Origin of the sequence: Candidatus Phaeomarinobacter ectocarpi (assembly GCF_000689395.1) — a bacterium.
Taxonomy (GTDB): domain Bacteria; phylum Pseudomonadota; class Alphaproteobacteria; order CGMCC-115125; family CGMCC-115125; genus Pyruvatibacter; species Pyruvatibacter ectocarpi.
The window spans coordinates 271,671-287,420 of record NZ_HG966617.1; the positions used below are offsets into that span (position 1 = coordinate 271,671).

At 60.2% G+C, this 15,750-nt stretch carries 13 protein-coding genes; 5 read left to right on the plus strand and 8 right to left on the minus strand.

Going from position 1 to position 15,750, the window contains the following annotated elements:
• Window positions 1–113: 113 nt before the first annotated feature.
• The 3 genes from BN1012_RS01315 to BN1012_RS01325 are packed head-to-tail and all read right to left on the minus strand — an operon-like array spanning window position 114 to window position 3,093.
• Window positions 114–581, minus strand: coding sequence for an HPr kinase/phosphorylase (locus tag BN1012_RS01315; RefSeq protein WP_043948207.1), 468 nt, complete (start codon window positions 579–581; stop codon window positions 114–116).
• A complete protein-coding gene (locus BN1012_RS01320) occupies window positions 578–2,344 on the minus strand; it encodes a sensor histidine kinase (RefSeq protein WP_081826144.1) in 1,767 nt (588 codons plus the stop codon). The genes BN1012_RS01315 and BN1012_RS01320 overlap by 4 nt, the downstream gene beginning before the upstream one ends.
• A gap of 8 nt (window positions 2,345–2,352) precedes the next feature.
• Window positions 2,353–3,093: a response regulator transcription factor gene (locus tag BN1012_RS01325; RefSeq protein WP_043948208.1), complete on the minus strand. Its 741-nt coding sequence runs from the start codon at window positions 3,091–3,093 to the stop codon at window positions 2,353–2,355.
• Window positions 3,094–3,708: 615 nt separating this feature from the next.
• Here BN1012_RS01325 and BN1012_RS01330 point away from each other — a divergent pair.
• The gene (locus tag BN1012_RS01330; protein WP_043950475.1) at window positions 3,709–5,322 is read left to right on the plus strand and encodes a phosphoenolpyruvate carboxykinase; all 1,614 of its coding nucleotides are present in this window, start codon (window positions 3,709–3,711) and stop codon (window positions 5,320–5,322) included.
• 18 nt (window positions 5,323–5,340) lie between these two features.
• Window positions 5,341–6,867 (plus strand): gamma-glutamyltransferase, encoded by a 1,527-nt coding sequence (locus tag BN1012_RS01335; RefSeq protein ID WP_043948209.1) that lies wholly within the window; start codon window positions 5,341–5,343, stop codon window positions 6,865–6,867.
• Window positions 6,868–6,872: 5 nt separating this feature from the next.
• Here BN1012_RS01335 and BN1012_RS01340 read toward each other — a convergent pair whose 3' ends face one another.
• Window positions 6,873–7,580, minus strand: a complete 708-nt coding sequence (locus BN1012_RS01340; protein ID WP_043948210.1) for a helix-turn-helix transcriptional regulator — start codon at window positions 7,578–7,580, stop codon at window positions 6,873–6,875.
• 117 nt (window positions 7,581–7,697) lie between these two features.
• Here BN1012_RS01340 and BN1012_RS01345 point away from each other — a divergent pair, with 117 nt between their 5' ends.
• Entirely contained in the window at window positions 7,698–8,438 is a 741-nt protein-coding gene (locus tag BN1012_RS01345; protein WP_043948211.1) for a glutathione S-transferase family protein, read from the plus strand.
• Here BN1012_RS01345 and BN1012_RS01350 read toward each other — a convergent pair.
• The 3 genes from BN1012_RS01350 to polA are packed head-to-tail and all read right to left on the minus strand — an operon-like array spanning window position 8,416 to window position 13,191.
• The gene (locus BN1012_RS01350; RefSeq protein WP_043948212.1) at window positions 8,416–9,486 is read right to left on the minus strand and encodes a hypothetical protein; all 1,071 of its coding nucleotides are present in this window, start codon (window positions 9,484–9,486) and stop codon (window positions 8,416–8,418) included. The genes BN1012_RS01345 and BN1012_RS01350 overlap by 23 nt on opposite strands.
• A gap of 3 nt (window positions 9,487–9,489) precedes the next feature.
• Window positions 9,490–10,248: a type I methionyl aminopeptidase gene (gene map, locus BN1012_RS01355; RefSeq protein ID WP_043948213.1), complete on the minus strand. Its 759-nt coding sequence runs from the start codon at window positions 10,246–10,248 to the stop codon at window positions 9,490–9,492.
• Between the two features lie 33 nt (window positions 10,249–10,281).
• Window positions 10,282–13,191, minus strand: a complete 2,910-nt coding sequence (polA, locus tag BN1012_RS01360) for a DNA polymerase I (RefSeq protein ID WP_244442928.1) — start codon at window positions 13,189–13,191, stop codon at window positions 10,282–10,284.
• A gap of 86 nt (window positions 13,192–13,277) precedes the next feature.
• On the opposite strand from polA, the gene BN1012_RS01365 reads away from it, so the two are divergent.
• Complete coding sequence (locus tag BN1012_RS01365) at window positions 13,278–13,694, plus strand: hypothetical protein (protein WP_043948215.1); 417 nt, start codon at window positions 13,278–13,280, stop codon at window positions 13,692–13,694.
• A 97-nt stretch (window positions 13,695–13,791) separates the two neighbouring features.
• Entirely contained in the window at window positions 13,792–14,784 is a 993-nt protein-coding gene (locus BN1012_RS01370) for an ABC transporter ATP-binding protein (protein ID WP_197538325.1), read from the plus strand.
• Between the two features lie 18 nt (window positions 14,785–14,802).
• Here the strand turns inward: BN1012_RS01370 and BN1012_RS16470 are convergent, their stop codons facing one another.
• On the minus strand, window positions 14,803–15,411 hold the full coding sequence (locus BN1012_RS16470) for a PAS domain-containing protein (RefSeq protein WP_052534306.1): 609 nt from the start codon (window positions 15,409–15,411) through the stop codon (window positions 14,803–14,805).
• Window positions 15,412–15,750 lie beyond the last annotated feature (339 nt).

A 15,750-nucleotide genomic window follows, 5' to 3' on the forward strand; every position in this document is an offset into this window, starting at 1 on the left:
AAGGAGCGGCGCTGACGTCCAATGCTTGAGCGTCAAGGATGATCTCAACGCCTTCCGGGGCGATTTGGCAAGAAGATTTGGCGGCATTTGTGCGTAAAGGGTGTTTGGCTGTCTTAGCTGACACGGCCATCGTCACCGGGAAAGTGCCCCTGGCCGATGGTTTCCAGCGCCAGCGCGAGTTTGTGCGGGGCTGAAACCTCGAACGCTGCCAAGGGGATAACCGGCAAATCGACGCCATTCACTCTCTCGAAACGCGGCTCCGCAATACGTGGGAGGGCTTGGCCCGGCGTCATATCCACAATCAGGGCAACCGGAAAAAGTCTGGCACCCGCTGGCACCGCACGACTGACAAGGCCCAGACCCCGGACCTCAAGAAGCCCCTTGAGGACAGTGGGAGCTGAGGCGTAAACCTGCGTTCCCTCGCCTGACAGGATCACCTGATCATCGGCAATCAGCCATGCATCCGAGTAGGTCTCCAGAAAACGGAAGGCGAGGTCGGACTTGCCCGACCCTGAAGGGCCGCGCAGCAAGGCGGCACGTCCGCGACGAGCAACGCAGGTGGCGTGATGCGTATCCGTCATTTGGCGGGCAGACGAATGATAAAGCGGGCGCCGGTCGTCTTGCCGGTCTCGTCTGTCGCGTTTTCTGCGTCCAACGACCCACCAAGGGCCTGCATGATCTGCCGGGAGATCGAAAGGCCAAGGCCGGAGTTCTTGCCAAAGGCGTCCGGCTCTGGGCGGTCGGTGTAAAACCGCTTGAAAATCGTTTCGAGATTTTCAGGCCGAATGCCCGGGCCGCTGTCTTCCACCGTAATGTCGATATCATCGCCGTTGCGTTTGATGGCCAGCACCACCGTGCCGCCGTCAGGGCTGAAGGACACGGCGTTGTCCACAAGGTTGGCCAGCACCTGCCCGAACCGGAGTTCAATCACCTCTGCGACAAATGGCTGGGTGGGCGGTGTGGACGTATCAAAGGTCACGCGGATACCGCGGGTCTCGGCACCGTCACGCGACTGGGTGTAGTTGCGCACGAAGGTTGCCAGAACCTCTGTCAGATCAATGGGCACGGCTTCCGCGCGGCTCATTTCAGCGTCAATGCGGCTGGCTTCCGAGATGTCCGTGATCAGACGATCAAGCCGCGTCACGTCATCTGCAATGATCGCCCGGAGTTGCTCGCGCGCCTTGTCGTCCTTGGCAATGGACAATGTTTCGATGGCACTGCGCAAGGACGTAAGTGGGTTCTTGAGTTCATGGGCCACATCTGCGGCAAACCGTTCGGTCGCGTCGATGCGGGCGTAGAGTTCCCGCGTCATGTCGCGCAGCGTGCCCGACAGCTCGCCGATCTCATCACGCCGGTCACGAAAATCCGGAATTTCTACGCGCGTGTGGCGCTGATGGCGCACCCGCTCCGCTGCTTCCGCCAACCGGCGGATCGGTGCCGCGATTGTGCCCGCAAGCAGGATGGCGAGCAGCACGGACACGACCATCAGCACGCCGAACACCCGCAAGACCGCCATGCGTTCCGCGCGCACCAGAGCGTCAATGTCGCCACCTTCTGTTGACAGCAGCAGCGCGCCCATCACGGCCTTGAAACGCTGAACCGGTACGGCAATCGACACGATCAACTGACCGCGGTCATTCTCGCGCACCATGCTGGTGGGTTCTGCACGCAACGCACCGCGCACTTCCTTGTAGCTGAGACCCTTGTCGCCGGGCAGCTCTTCGTAAGGCGGAACATCCGAGCCGCGCAGAAGGCCGGACACAAGCACATTGAACCAGTCCACCAGTGTGAACTCGTCATCCTGGGGCGGTGGCAATTCGTACGAAATGACATCGCGCCCGGTATCGATGAACTGCGAGTCCACGACAATGACGCCATTGGTGTTGTAGAGTCGCGCGCGGGCATCGGTGGGCAACACTAGGCGGCGCAGAATGGCGGCAGCACGCTGCGGGTCAATCGGGGCCTGACGCGCAGCAACCGTCAGATCGATCTGCGGGATGGGGCCATCGGGCACGATTATCTGAGTTTCAAGTTCAATCGTTGCGGCTTCTGCCAGTGCACCGGCAATAATCTCGCCCTGCGCGCGGAGGTTCTGCACGCGCTGATCAATCAGCCCGGCCTGAAACTGGTTCACATACAAAATGCCGGCGGCCAGCAATGCCAGCGCCAGCACGTTGAAGGCCACGATGCGGCGGGTGAGGGTGGAGAAGCGCCCGCGCACCTGAAGGTCGTTGAGTGTCCGCCGCGCCCGTGCGGTAAGCGGCATGACGAAATCGCGCGCTGAAGCCAGCCAGCCGGGAAGCCGACTGTTGCTGCTGCTGGAACTGCGCGGTGTGTCCGCCATGGTCTTGGCTACTCTTCCTTGTAGCGGTAGCCGACGCCATAAAGCGTTTCGATGGCGTCAAACTCTGTATCAACGGCCTTGAACTTTTTACGCAGCCGTTTGATGTGGCTGTCGATGGTGCGGTCATCCACATAGACCTGATCGTCATAGGCTGCATCCATCAGCGCGTCGCGGCTCTTCACATAGCCGGGCCGCTGCGCCAGTGAGTGCAGGATCAGGAATTCCGTCACCGTCAATGTCACCGGCTTGCCGCCCCATGTGCAGGCGTGGCGCTCGGGATCCATCTCCAGCCGTCCGCGTTCGATCACGCCCTGGGCTTCGGTCGTCGACGTCAGTTCACCATTGCTGTTCGAGCTCTTGCCATTGCCGTTGCCCGAGCTGTCCTTGGGCGACCCGCGCCGCAGCACCGCGCGAATGCGTTCAATGAGAAGGCGCTGGGAAAAGGGTTTCTTGATGTAGTCGTCCGCACCCAGCTTGAGGCCAAACAGCTCGTCAATCTCATCGTCCTTGGAGGTCAGAAAGATGACCGGCATCTCGCTGGTCTGGCGCAGCTTGCGCAGCAGTTCCATGCCGTCCATGCGCGGCATCTTGATATCGAACACGCCAACATCGCACGGCTTGCCGGCCAGCCCTTCAAGGGCGGCAGCGCCGTCACTATAGGTGCGCACGGTGAAGCCTTCCGCTTCCAGTGCCATTTGCACTGATGTCAGGATGTTGCGGTCATCGTCCACCAGGGCAACTGTGGGCATGGGGGAGTTCGCCTTCTTCTCGTTCGCTGAAATTCATGTCGTCGATGGTGTAGGACCGATCGCAGACCGCAGATATCTGCGGTGAATCGGGCATCAAGATGACGCGTTCATGTTGTAGCGCCTTATTTCGCCGGGCCAAAGTGTCTGTGGACCGCCGCAGAGACTCACTAAGCGCTGGAGTCAATGTCCTCCAACTGCGAATCCGTTGCAGATTCCACACGCTGCTTTGCTCCCGGTAACCGCAATTCCCGAAAATTGTCGCCGCCTGTTGCGCAACAATATGGCGCGGCATATTTTGACGGCGCTTGAGGACCGGATTTGGCTAAGCACTGAATTTTTATGGGAAATCTGCGGTTTTTCATGCATCCCTGAAAATACGCCGACGGCGCCTGGATTGGCGCGGCGCGTGCATCAGGTCACGGAGCAGCGGCGTTGCGCCAAAAAGCGGCACGGATTGCGGCTTTTGTGGATCGACTCTGTAGCGCCAAAGCGTTAAGCCACGCTGCATTCACGCAGCGGAATTAGGGCGGATTGTCCGCCACGCAGACAGACATCAGGTTCGCTTCCCGCGCGACACAAGATCCGCAGCGGGGCGACGTTAAGGAGACGACGAAGGTGACACAGACCGGTCCTAAGGTTTCAAGCTACGGCCTCGATAAAATGGGCTTTTCCGACATCAAGGCTCAACACTGGAACCACGGCGCCGCGTCCCTCGTCGAAATGTCGCTGGACCGCAAGGAAGGCAATCTCGCCGCGGAAGGCCCGCTCGTCGTCAAGACCGGCTCCCACACCGGCCGTTCCGCCCAGGACAAATTCATCGTTCGCACCGACGACACCGAGAACACCATCTGGTGGGACAACAACAAGGGCATGACCCAGGAGGCGTTCGACACCCTCCACGCCGACATGCTGGCCCACGCCAAGGGCAAAGAGCTTTTCGTGCAGGACCTGTTCGGCGGCGCCGACAAGGACCACCGTCTGCCAACCCGCGTTGTCACCGAGTTTGCCTGGCACTCGCTGTTCATTCAGCACCTGCTGATCGAGCCGACCAGCGAAGAGCTTGAAACCTTCGAGCCCCAGTTCAAGATCATCGACCTGCCAAGCTTCAAGGCTGACCCGGAGCGTCATGGCTGCCGCTCTGAAACAGTCATCGCCTGCGACTTCACAAATCAGGTCGTGCTCATCGCCGGCACGTCCTACGCGGGCGAAATGAAGAAGTCCGTCTTCTCCATGCTCAACTATAAGCTGCCGCCGAAAAAGATCATGCCGATGCACTGCTCGGTCAACACCGGCAAGGATGGCGACAGCGCCATCTTCTTCGGCCTCTCCGGCACCGGCAAGACAACGCTCTCTGCTGACCCTGACCGCAAGCTCATCGGCGACGACGAGCACGGCTGGGGACCAAACGGCCTCTTCAACTTTGAAGGCGGCTGCTACGCCAAGATGATCAAGCTCTCTGCCACGGCAGAACCGGAAATCTTCTCCACCACAAAGCGCTTCGCGACCGTTCTTGAAAACGTGGTGATGGACGAAGACACCCGCCAGCTCGATTTCAACGATGCGACCCTAACGGAAAACACCCGTGGCGCGTATCCGATCAAATACATTCCCAATGCCAGCCTCTCCGGCATTACCGGCCAGCCCAACACCATCATCATGCTCACAGCTGATGCTTTCGGTGTGCTGCCTCCCATCGCCAAGCTGACACCAAGCCAGGCCATGTATCACTTCCTGTCCGGTTACACCGCCAAGGTTGCCGGCACCGAAAAGGGTGTGACCGAGCCTGAAGCCACCTTCTCAACTTGCTTTGGTGCGCCCTTCATGTCGCGTCACCCAAGCGAATACGGCAACCTGCTGCGTGACCTCATCCATGAGCACAAAGTGAATTGCTGGCTTGTGAACACCGGCTGGACCGGCGGCGTCTATGGCGTTGGCCATCGCATGCCGATCAAGGAAACACGCGCACTTCTCAACGCAGCCCTCGATGGCAGCCTGATGAATGCCGATATGCGCACGGATGCCAACTTCGGCTTTGAAGTGCCTGTTTCAGTGCACGGTGTTGATGATCGTCTGCTGAACCCGCGCGACACATGGGCCGATGGCGATGCCTACGACAAGCAGGCCCGCGCCCTGGTCAACATGTTCATCGAGAACTTCGAAAAGTTCGAAGAGCATGTGGACCCCGATGTCCGCGAAGCCGCCCCGGCATCTGCCGCCGCTGCTGAATAACCGCGCGACACCAAAGTTATGCCTCACAAGGGAGCCGTTGCCGCAGGCCATCAGGTCACAGCGGCAGCGGCTTTCGAGCTTCTGGAGGATGGCGGCAACGCATTTGATGCTGCCATTGCAGCCCTGCTTGCAGCCTGTGTCGCAGAGCCTGTGCTTGCATCGCCCGGCGGCGGTGGTTTTCTCACTGCCCGCTCAAAAGGCGAAACCCGCGTCTTTGATTTTTTTGCCCAGACCCCGCGCCGCAAACGGTCGCAAGGCGACACAGATTTTCGTGAAGTCCATGTGGATTTCGGCAGTGTCACCCAGGCCTTTCACATAGGGCTTGGGGCTGCTGCCACCCCCGGTTTCCTGCCGGGCATCTTTGCGGTGCATGAGCGCCTGGGTCGCGTGCCCATGGCACGCATTGCAGAACCGGCAATCCGCGCCGCCGAGGAAGGCGTGTTGGTCACCGAGTTTCAGGCGTATCTGTTCGGTGTCGTCGACCCCATTCTCAGGGCAACGCCGCAGCTACGTGATCTGTTCACAGATGATCGCGACGAGCTGCTGAAAGAAGGTGCCGTCCAGACAAACCCGCACCTGGCGGACGCCCTTGATGCCCTGTCCCGCGAAGGCCTGGTGCTGGCCACCAAAGGCGAGATCGCCCAGGCTATGGCGCGCCAGGCCGAAGATGCAGGCGGCCACCTCACCCTTGATGATTTTCGGTTTTACGAGACAGCCACCCGCGCACCGCTCATTGCGCGCGCGGGCGATTTGATGATCGAGACGGCACCACCGCCCTCGTCAGGTGGCGTCATGGTGGCATTGGGGCTGGACCGCATTGAAGCATCCCACAAGCGCTCGCGCGTACCTGCACCTGACATAACGGCGACATTGCTTTGGATGAACACGTTGCGCGAGAAATGCAGTGGCGACCCGGATGCGCTGGTGGCCATACGGGCCGAGCTGAAGAAGCCCGCCAGGCAACGCCCGCAAGCCCTGCGCGGCACCACCCATGTGAGCGTCGTGGACGCGGATGGGAACGCAGCCTCGGCCACGGTCTCCAATGGCGAAGGCTGTGGCGCTCTGGTGCCCGGCTGCGGCTTCATGCTCAACAATATGCTGGGCGAAGACGACATTAACCCCACAGGCTTTCATCAGTGGGCGGAGAACATGCGCATGTGTTCCATGATGGCGCCGATGCTGGCCCATGATGACCGGGGCAGCGTCACGGCTCTGGGCTCCGGTGGCTCCAACCGTATTCGTTCGGCCTTGCTGCAAACAGCAGCTCTGCTGGCGCGCGGTGCCCACGCCGAAGACGCCGTCATGCACCCGCGCCTGCATGTGGAAGGCACGCGAACGGACGCAACGACGCCCACCAAACTGAGCTTCGAGGAAGGCTGGCCCGATGCGGAACGTGAGGCCATGAGCAAGGAGTTCGACATTGTAGAGCCCTGGGCTGACCCCAACATGTTCTTCGGGGGTGTCCACATTGCGTCACGTGATGCCAGCGGCACAATGGAAGGTGCTGGTGATCCTAGACGCGCAGGTGTTTTCCTGAAGGTCTGACGCTCTCAATAAGTGCGATCACCCTTGCCGTATTCATCTTCCAGCTTGCGTGTGAAGGCGCGCAGATTGCGCTTGGGATCGCGCGGGTAGGTTTCGTCGAGTAGCTCCAGCTTCTCCATCCGGTCCGGCCGAAAGCTACGGAAGTCATCGCGCATTTCGCACCAGCACGGCACGGTCCAGACCGGTCCGAAGAACGCCAGTGAAAGAGGCCACGCCGTGCGCCAGCGCTTGCGGCCCTGCTCGGGTGTATAGAGAAATCTGATCTTGATGCGGTGACGGATGGCCCGGCGTATCTCGGCAAGATCAATCTCGATCGGCACCTGATGGTGATAGGGCGGCGCGATCAATCCATGGGCATCAATCTGTTCCTTGAGCGGTCCGGTCAGCACAGCCCGCACCTTGCCCAGAGCTGATTGCGCCTTGCCCGCCAACTCCTTGTCGCCCCACGCGGCCACAATGCGCGCGCCCAGCGCTATGGCTTCTGCTTCTTCGTCATTGAACATCAAAGGCGGCAGGTCGTAGCTGGGCCGCAGCGTGTAACCGACACCTGCCTCTCCATCGATGGGCACGCGTCCCGCCTGCAGCGAGGCAATGTCGCGATAGATCGTCCGCACGGAGACCTCCGTCTGCTTGGCAATCTGGTCGGCGGTGGCGGTGCCGTCGGTCCGGCGCAGTATCTCGATGATTTCAAACAGGCGGTCAGCGCGGCGCATGTGGCTCTCAAATGCAGGTTCGAAGCAGGATAATCACTACTGACACAATGGTGTCAGTAGGCAGCCTTTAGGCTCTGGGCATCGAAATCAACCCACCTGCTCCCGACGAGGTTTTGAATGTCCACGCCGCAACTCGATGTCTATGGCTTTCCCGCCGCCGACCCCAAAGCCACATCCGCAAGCCCGTTCACTACCAAGATCGAATGTCTGCTGCGTCTTGCCGGGCTCCCCTACCGCATGCATGTGGTGACGAACCCCGGCAAGACCCCGCGCGGCAAACTGCCCTATCTGGAGGACGGCACAATGACTGTCTCAGACAGTGAGCACATTGTCGCTCATCTCAAAGCGGCCCGTGGGGTTGATCTGGATGTTTCGCTGACACCCCTTGAACGTGCGCAGTCCCATGCCCTGCAGCGGATGATTGAGGAACGCCTGTACTGGATCATTGTCTATAGCCGGTGGATCGATCCTGCCAATGATGGGGCCGTGTATGAGCAGTTTTTCGGCAGCCTGCCGCCGGTGCTGCGTGGCTTGATTTACAGGTCTGCCCTCAAAACCACCAAAGCAGCCCTGCATCATCAGGGCCTTGGCCGGCACACGGCAGACGAAATCTATGCGTTTGCCGCCCGCGATCTTGAAGCGATATCCCAGACCCTGGGCGACAAGCCATTCCTGTTTGGAGACGCACCAACCCTGGCTGATGTTGTTGCCTTCGCTTCGCTCACCAACATGCTGAGACCCGACTTCAAAACGGCCCTAAGGGGCTTGGTTGAGGTGCGACCAAATCTTGTCGCTTATGAAACGCGTATGGGCGCCCTCTATGAGGACGGCGCGTCTATCCGATCATCCAGTCAATGATCCGCTCGGCAAAAGCGCCACCCGTCCATGAGATGACCGGCAGGCTGAGCAGGCCCACGAAGCGGAACATGGTGCCGACGTCGATCGCCCATTCCGACACGCTCTCGATGCGCGCTTCATATGCCAGCAGGCCGGTGAGGCGGCTGCCCGCCTGAGCGCCGGCATTGCCGGTGTCTGACAGCTGCACCCGGGTGCGGCGTATATCGTCGCGGACCTTTGTGAGTTCACGTTCCTTGGTTTGTGTGATCAACCGGTGCACCCAGCGCAGCGGCATGAAGAACACCATGAGGGCAATGGTGACGATGAACAGAAATGCGACGATGAGCACGGCGTTGAGCGGCTGGCCGACAAACAGCAGGAATAGGATGGCCGCATGCAACAGCCACACCAGCGCACCGCGCAGGGCAATCCCGCCAACCATGTGCGCATCAGCCCGCGAAAGCAGGTCGAGTTGGGCGCTCTCAAGCACGTTGTCAGTCACCTCGGTGGTTTCACCGCGTGCCATGACCACCCACCGGATGACAAGGCTGCTCAGCAACATGGTGGCAATCAGTGCCCACCAGGCGACGAGAGTGAACTCTTCGAAATACCCACGTTCTGGTGTCCCGGCATCCCGCTGGGCGATGAACAACGCGGCGCCGATCACAAGTCCGAGAACCGCTGCTATCCATCCTGCGCGTCTGCGCTCCGGCGAGGGTTCAAGCGCCCGCATCAGATCATCGCCCGTGATGCCGGCCAGCTTCGGGGCCAGTGTGTAGATGTCCTTGATGTTGCGTTGCCCTGCGATCTCATTCGCAGAGATGAACGCCCAGAAAAACGTGGATATGACCAGTGCCGCCCAGGCGTCCGCTGACAGCCCCACCACGCTGCGGTCTGCGGTGCTGAAGATCGAGACATCTTCAATCACCGTAACGAGGTAGAAGCTGGCGAACACAAGCGCTGCCAGTCCAAATCCCGTGGCAACAGGGCCAACCGGCGAGACTGCCATCAAACGGCGTTCCCACGCGGGAAGGTGTCGCCAGGCCTGGTCTGTTGGTGCGTCGGTCATCGGTCAGGCAGCATCCGGCAATTGCGTCACCACGATGGGCCCACGCCGCGTTGCCACCAGCGTGTGCTCATACTGCACGGCCAGCGTGCCATCAGGGGTAAAGAGACTCCAGCCGTCGTCCAGCTCATCCACCTGTGTTGCCCCAGTGGAGAGGAACGGCTCGATGGTGAAAACCAGGCCTTCCGTCATCCGGCGACGATCATGCTTGTCATACCAGGTGGGAATTTCGCGTGGCTCTTCGTGCAACGCGCGCCCAACCCCGTGGCTGGCGAGATTATCAATCACCGTAAAGCCGCGCTTGGCGGCGACGCCCTCAACGGTCCGCCCAATGACATTGAACCGCGCACCGGACTTAACCTGTCGCACGGACTGCTCCAGGGCCATGCGCCCGGCCTTGCACAGGGCAGCAATGGCGGGCGTGATCGGTGGCACGCCGAAGCTCGCCCCAGTGTCGGCAAAATAGCCATCAAGCTCCAGCGACACATCAATGTTGATGAGGTCACCCGCCTGAATGATGTCGTCACCGGGAATGCCGTGCGCGCAGACTTCGTTGCGGCTGATGCACGTGGCGCCGGGAAAATCATAGGTGAGGGCGGGGGCGGAGCGGGCACCAGCCCGGTCCATCATGGCGGCCCCGATACTGTCCAGCTCCCGTGTCGTCATGCCGGGTTCAGCCGCGCGCACCATGCGCTGGAGAATGTCAGCCACCAGCCGCCCGGATTTTTTCAGGCCCTGAAGGTCATCATCATTGTCGATGGTCATGCACTGCTCCCCAGCCGCGGCTTATGCACTGCGCTAATGCGCTTCCGCCCAGCTTAACGCCGCATTGGCATCCACCACCAGTGGCACAGAGAGATTGACGGCTGGCGCTGCCGCACCTTCCATCACCTCACGCACAACCTTGATGGTTTTGTCCGCCTGCTTTTCAGGCACTTCGAAAATCAGTTCATCGTGCACCTGAAGCAGCATCTTGGCAGGCAGTTTGGCTTTCTCAAGAGCTTCCGGCATACGGATCATCGCCCTACGGATGATGTCAGCCGCTGACCCCTGGATCGGTGCATTGATGGCGGCCCGTTCTGTGAACGAGCGCTGCGCGCCATTCTTGGAGGCAATTTCCGGCAGATGCGTCTTGCGGCCGAACAACGTCGACACAAAACCATGCTCGCGCGCATAGGCCTTGGTTTCATCCATGTAGGCGCGAATACCCGGGAAGCGCTCAAAGTACTTGTCGATATACTCCGCCGCCTCGCCGCGGGGAATGGACAGCTGGTTCGCCAGCCCGAACGCTGAAATGCCGTAGATGATGCCGAAGTTGATCGCCTTCGCCTTGCGGCGGATCATCGGGTCCATGCCTTCAATGGGCTCGTTGAACATTTCACTTGCCGTCATGGCGTGAATGTCCAGCCCGTCCGCAAAGGCCTGCCGCAGCGTATCAATGCCGGCCATATGTGCAAGCACCCGCAGTTCGATCTGGCTGTAGTCAGCCGAGATCAGCACGTTACCGTCGTCAGCCACGAAGGCGGTGCGGATCTTGCGGCCTTCTTCGGTGCGAATGGGAATGTTCTGGAGGTTCGGGTCAGACGATGACAGCCGCCCCGTCGTGGTGGAGGCCAGCGAGTAACTCGTATGCACTCGCCCTGTTTCTTCGTTGATGAAGTCAGGCAGCGCATCGGTGTAGGTGCTTTTGAGTTTGGACAGCTGCCGCCATTCCAGGACGCGGATCGGCAGGTCATGTCCCTGCGCCGCCAGCGTTTCGAGAACATCCGCGCCGGTGCCCCAGGCGCCTGTCTTGGTCTTCTTGCCGCCTTCAATGCCCATCTTGTCGAACAGGATTTCACCCAGCTGCTTCGGGCTGCCGATGTTGAATTCTTCGCCTGCCAGCTCGTGGATTTCAGCTTCAAGGCCTGCAAGTTTCTGCGCAAAGTCACTGGACATGCGCTTGAGGATGGCCGGGTCCAGCTTGATGCCCGCCATTTCCATCTGCTGCAGCACGCCGACCATCGGCCGCTCCAGCGTCTCGTAAACGGTCATCATCCGCTCGCCCACAAGGCGCGGTTTCAGCACGTGATAGAGCCTGAGCGTCACATCCGCGTCTTCGGCGGCATAGCGGGTCGCCTTGTCGAGGGACACCTTGTCGAAGGTGATCTGCGCCTTGCCCGTGCCCGCCACTTCCTTGAAGGGAATGGGTGTGTGCTCAAGGAACCGCTGCGACAGCGCATCCATGCCATGGCTGTGCAGACCGGTATCCAGCGCGTAGGAAATCAGCATGGTGTCGTCGATCGGATAAACGTCAATGCCCGCGCGCTTGAGGATGACAAGGTCATACTTGGCGTTCTGCAGCACTTTCATTACGCCGCTGTCTTCCAGCAGTGGTTTCAGCCGCGCGATAGCGTCCTTCACTGGAATTTGCTCCGGAGCCGGATCATCCAGCGCCAGTGTGCCTTCGCTCGCCATGCCGTGGGTGAGGGGAATGTAGCAGGCACGCCCGGGCTTCGTGGCCAGCGAGATGCCCACAAGCGAGCCTGACATGGGATCCAGCGAGGTGGTTTCCGTATCAAGCCCGATCAACCCCGTCGCGTATGCCTCCGCAATCCACTCGTCCAGTGCCTCAATCGTTGTGACGCAGTCATACTCGGTCTCTTCGATGGGTGGGTTGTCCGCATAGGCCGGGTCCATGGCGCCGGGCGTACCGCCGGCCTCGCCAGCCTCCACCGACGGAGCAGCCTTCGGTTTTGCCTCGGACTTATGATCACCCGCAGCTTCAATGGCATCCGCGTCTGCATCCAGCATTTCTGCCATGCGGCGCGTCAGGGTGTTGAACTCCATGTCCTTCAAAAAGCCGATGAGCTTTTTGGCGTCCGGCTCAACAACCGCCATATCATCCAGCGGCACATCCACCGGCACGTCCTGGTCCAGCAGCACAAGCCGGCGCGAGATGCGCGCCTGCTCTGCAAACTCGATGAGGTTCTCCCGGCGCTTCTTCTGTTTGATGCTTTCCGCATTGGCGAGCAGGTTTTCAAGGTCGCCAAACTCGTTGATGAGCAGCGCGGCCGTCTTGATACCGATGCCTGGAACCCCCGGCACATTATCTGACGAGTCCCCCGCCAGCGCCTGCACTTCCACGACCTTGTCCGGCGTCACACCGAACTTTTCAACGACCCCATCACTGTCGATGACCTTGTCCTTCATCGGGTCCAGCATCTCGATCTTGTCATCAACCAGCTGCATCAGGTCCTTGTCGGACGAGACGATGGTGACTTCGGCACCCAGCGTCGCTGCTTGCTTGGCATAGGTCGCAATCAGATCATCGGCCTCAAAGCCGGTCATCTCGATGGAGGGCAGACTGAAGGCACGAGTTGCATCGCGCACCAGTGGAAACTGCGGCACCATGTCTTCGGGCGGCGCATCGCGGTTGGCTTTGTAGTCTGAATAGATTTCGTTGCGGAACGTGTCGCCCTTGGCGTCAAAGATCACCGCAAAATGCGTTGGCGCATCCCGGTCGCCGCGCTCCTTGGATGCCAGCACCAGCTTCTGCAGCATGTTGCAAAAGCCCGACACAGCCCCCACCGGCAGCCCGTCAGACTTGCGCGTCAGCGGCGGCAGCGCGTGATACGCCCGAAACAGATAGGCAGACCCATCCACCAGATAAAGATGGCTGTTCTTGGTGAGGGGCGTTCCGCCGCCCAATGTCTTCTTAGTTGCCACGCAACACACTCCAGAGGATAGTCAAAGTCAGATTGATGCCGGTGGCCAACCTATCATGCGACCGACAATGAAAAAGGGAGAATTCAATGTTCGCACAGGGGGGCTTTGTCGTAGTTGCCTTGAGCGCGCTTTCATTTGTAGTCCCGCTTTTGGTGGGCGTAGTTTTTCTGGTTGTCCTCTTTCGCCCGGGCCATCGCTGGAAACTCATCACTTACAGGCGCGCCGGTGTTCTTTTTCTCATCTGCGTTGCTTGCGAGGCCATGGTCGCCTTGATGTCCGCGTTTAGGAGTATTCGCTACTATTGGACGGACGCGCCACATGATCTGCATCTGGATAGTGTGACACTCTGGATGAATTGGGCAGCGGTACCATTCTCGCTTTTCTCGGCTACTTTCGCCTATGTGTCGCTGGCGTCATTGGTACTGCTATTTCTCAGAGACAAGGGTGTTGACGTGGTTGAAGCTTTGGGCACCAAGCGCAGAGGCCTTGACCCCTACAACTGAGACCCCACGTTTGACCCGGTACCCTGCACGGGTGTACCAACGCCACCCCGGAAAAGCGGACTCACAAAGAGCCTGCCACCGGCCGAGGAAGACGCCCATGGATATGGAAACACCTGCTGCCCCCTCATCTGATATTGGGGGCGATGCCACCACACGCACTCCCGCCATCCAGGCGCGCGGTTTGCGCAAGATCTACAAGGCATCCAACAATGAGCCTGCCAAAGAGGCGCTCAAGGGCATTGATCTGACCATTCCACGCGGCAGCATCTTCGGCCTGCTCGGCCCCAATGGCGCTGGCAAATCCACCTTCATCAACGTGCTTGCCGGTATGGTGGTGAAGACGGAAGGCGAGGTCGACGTCTGGGGATTTGATATCGACGAGAACCCGCGCCAGGCGCGCGCCTCCATCGGCGTCGTCCCGCAGGAACTCAATATTGATCCGTTCTTTACGCCCGGCGAAGTGCTGGAACTTCAGGCGGGCCTCTATGGTGTGCCGCGCGCTGAGCGCCGCACCGACGAAATTCTCGAAGCCATGGGCCTGGCCGACAAGAAGGATGCCTATGCACGGACCCTGTCCGGCGGCATGCGTCGCCGCCTGCTCGTGGGCAAGGCCATGGTGCACTCGCCCCCCGTCATCGTGCTCGATGAGCCGACCGCCGGTGTGGACATCGAACTGCGTCAGCAGCTGTGGGCCTATGTCAAAGGTCTCAATGAGCGCGGCGTCACAATCGTTCTGACCACGCACTATCTCGAAGAAGCCGAAAGCCTGTGCGACGAGATTGCCATCATCAACCACGGTGAAGTGGTGGCCTGCGAGCCAACCCCGCAGCTGGTCTCCCGGCTGGACCGCAAGACACTGCTGGTGACACCCGAAGCCCCGTTGAATGACGTGCCCGGCAGCCTCAGCAAGTATGATGCAAGCATTCTGCCCGGCGGTGTGCTGGAAATCGGCTATCGCCCCTCAAGCCAGAACGTGGCTGAGATCCTCGAGCATGTGAGCACGGCGGGCATCACCATCCGCGATCTGTCGATCGAGGAAGGTCATCTGGAAGATGTATTCCTGGAAATCACCCGGTCGACAAACAGCTAGAGTCTCGAGCTCTAAAGCCTAGATGCCAATCTCGGGAAACGGCGGCTGGTCGTCGCCTGAATACGCCACCAGCGCACACATGATGATGTCCACCTCTGCACCATTGGGTGACAGGGGCATGTGCACGGCTTCAAATGTCATATGTGCAAGGTCATGGGCTGGCGCTTCAAATGAGGCTTCCTTGGGCGGCGTCCACCAGTCCATGGCCCCAAGCGTGCGCATGGGCCGGCCATATTCAACAACTGCCGTAAACACAGCAGATGCCAGCCTGGCTGCCTGAGGCCCCAGCGCGTCGAGCAATGATTTGCCGGTCGGTTCGCAGCCAAACAGATCGACAATCGCCGTGCCCGCTAGCCGGAAGGCAAAGCCACCGTCCGGCAGCACATCAATCAAAAACACACGCGGCAGATGGTTCACGAAATCCCGTGGGTGAACGTCCTCGCGCGCTGGAATGGGTTTGGACACGCGCTTGCCGCGCCAATAGTCGTGCAACGCCACAAGGCGGGGGTCTTTCAGCGCGCAGACAGGATCCGCATAGGCCTCAAAAGGCGCCAGCTTGAGCAAGGGCGAGCGCCGTGCCGCCTTGCGCGCCGCTTCATTGGCAGCTGTCTGTGCTGGTGTCGCCATCGTCGTCACGCCTCGTTGCCGGTCCAGGGCGGTCTCATGTGTCCCGTCGGAACAAAAAAGTCCCAAAAAGGCACAAAACACGCCTGTTCAAAGGCCGAAACGAATCGTCCGGCCTCCTTCCCCGCAACCCATGCGACTATCGCGCCACCTCGCCCCCAAGCCAAGCGCCATCAGGTTTTTGTCCAAAATCAGCGAAATTCAGGCCCGCAGCGCAATCTGCATGATTGCCGCCGCCCCCCAACCGCGCTAGTTTCCGCGCTCCCGTGACAGGGTCACACCACGTGGCCCATATCGCTGGACCAGCACCCGTAGCTCAGCTGGATAAAGCGCTGCCCTCCG

Excerpts from the sequence above, each read along its gene's own strand:
- BN1012_RS01315 (WP_043948207.1), bottom strand. The coding sequence starts at position 581 with ATGACGGATACGCATCACGCCACCTGCGTTGCTCGTCGCGGACGTGCC.
- BN1012_RS01320 (WP_081826144.1), bottom strand. The coding sequence starts at position 2,344 with ATGGCGGACACACCGCGCAGTTCCAGCAGCAGCAACAGTCGGCTTCCC.
- BN1012_RS01325 (WP_043948208.1), bottom strand. The coding sequence starts at position 3,093 with ATGCCCACAGTTGCCCTGGTGGACGATGACCGCAACATCCTGACATCA.
- BN1012_RS01335 (WP_043948209.1), top strand. The coding sequence starts at position 5,341 with ATGCCTCACAAGGGAGCCGTTGCCGCAGGCCATCAGGTCACAGCGGCA.
- BN1012_RS01340 (WP_043948210.1), bottom strand. The coding sequence starts at position 7,580 with ATGCGCCGCGCTGACCGCCTGTTTGAAATCATCGAGATACTGCGCCGG.
- BN1012_RS01345 (WP_043948211.1), top strand. The coding sequence starts at position 7,698 with ATGTCCACGCCGCAACTCGATGTCTATGGCTTTCCCGCCGCCGACCCC.
- BN1012_RS01350 (WP_043948212.1), bottom strand. The coding sequence starts at position 9,486 with ATGACCGACGCACCAACAGACCAGGCCTGGCGACACCTTCCCGCGTGG.
- map (WP_043948213.1), bottom strand. The coding sequence starts at position 10,248 with ATGACCATCGACAATGATGATGACCTTCAGGGCCTGAAAAAATCCGGG.
- BN1012_RS01365 (WP_043948215.1), top strand. The coding sequence starts at position 13,278 with ATGTTCGCACAGGGGGGCTTTGTCGTAGTTGCCTTGAGCGCGCTTTCA.
- BN1012_RS01370 (WP_197538325.1), top strand. The coding sequence starts at position 13,792 with ATGGATATGGAAACACCTGCTGCCCCCTCATCTGATATTGGGGGCGAT.
- BN1012_RS16470 (WP_052534306.1), bottom strand. The coding sequence starts at position 15,411 with ATGGCGACACCAGCACAGACAGCTGCCAATGAAGCGGCGCGCAAGGCG.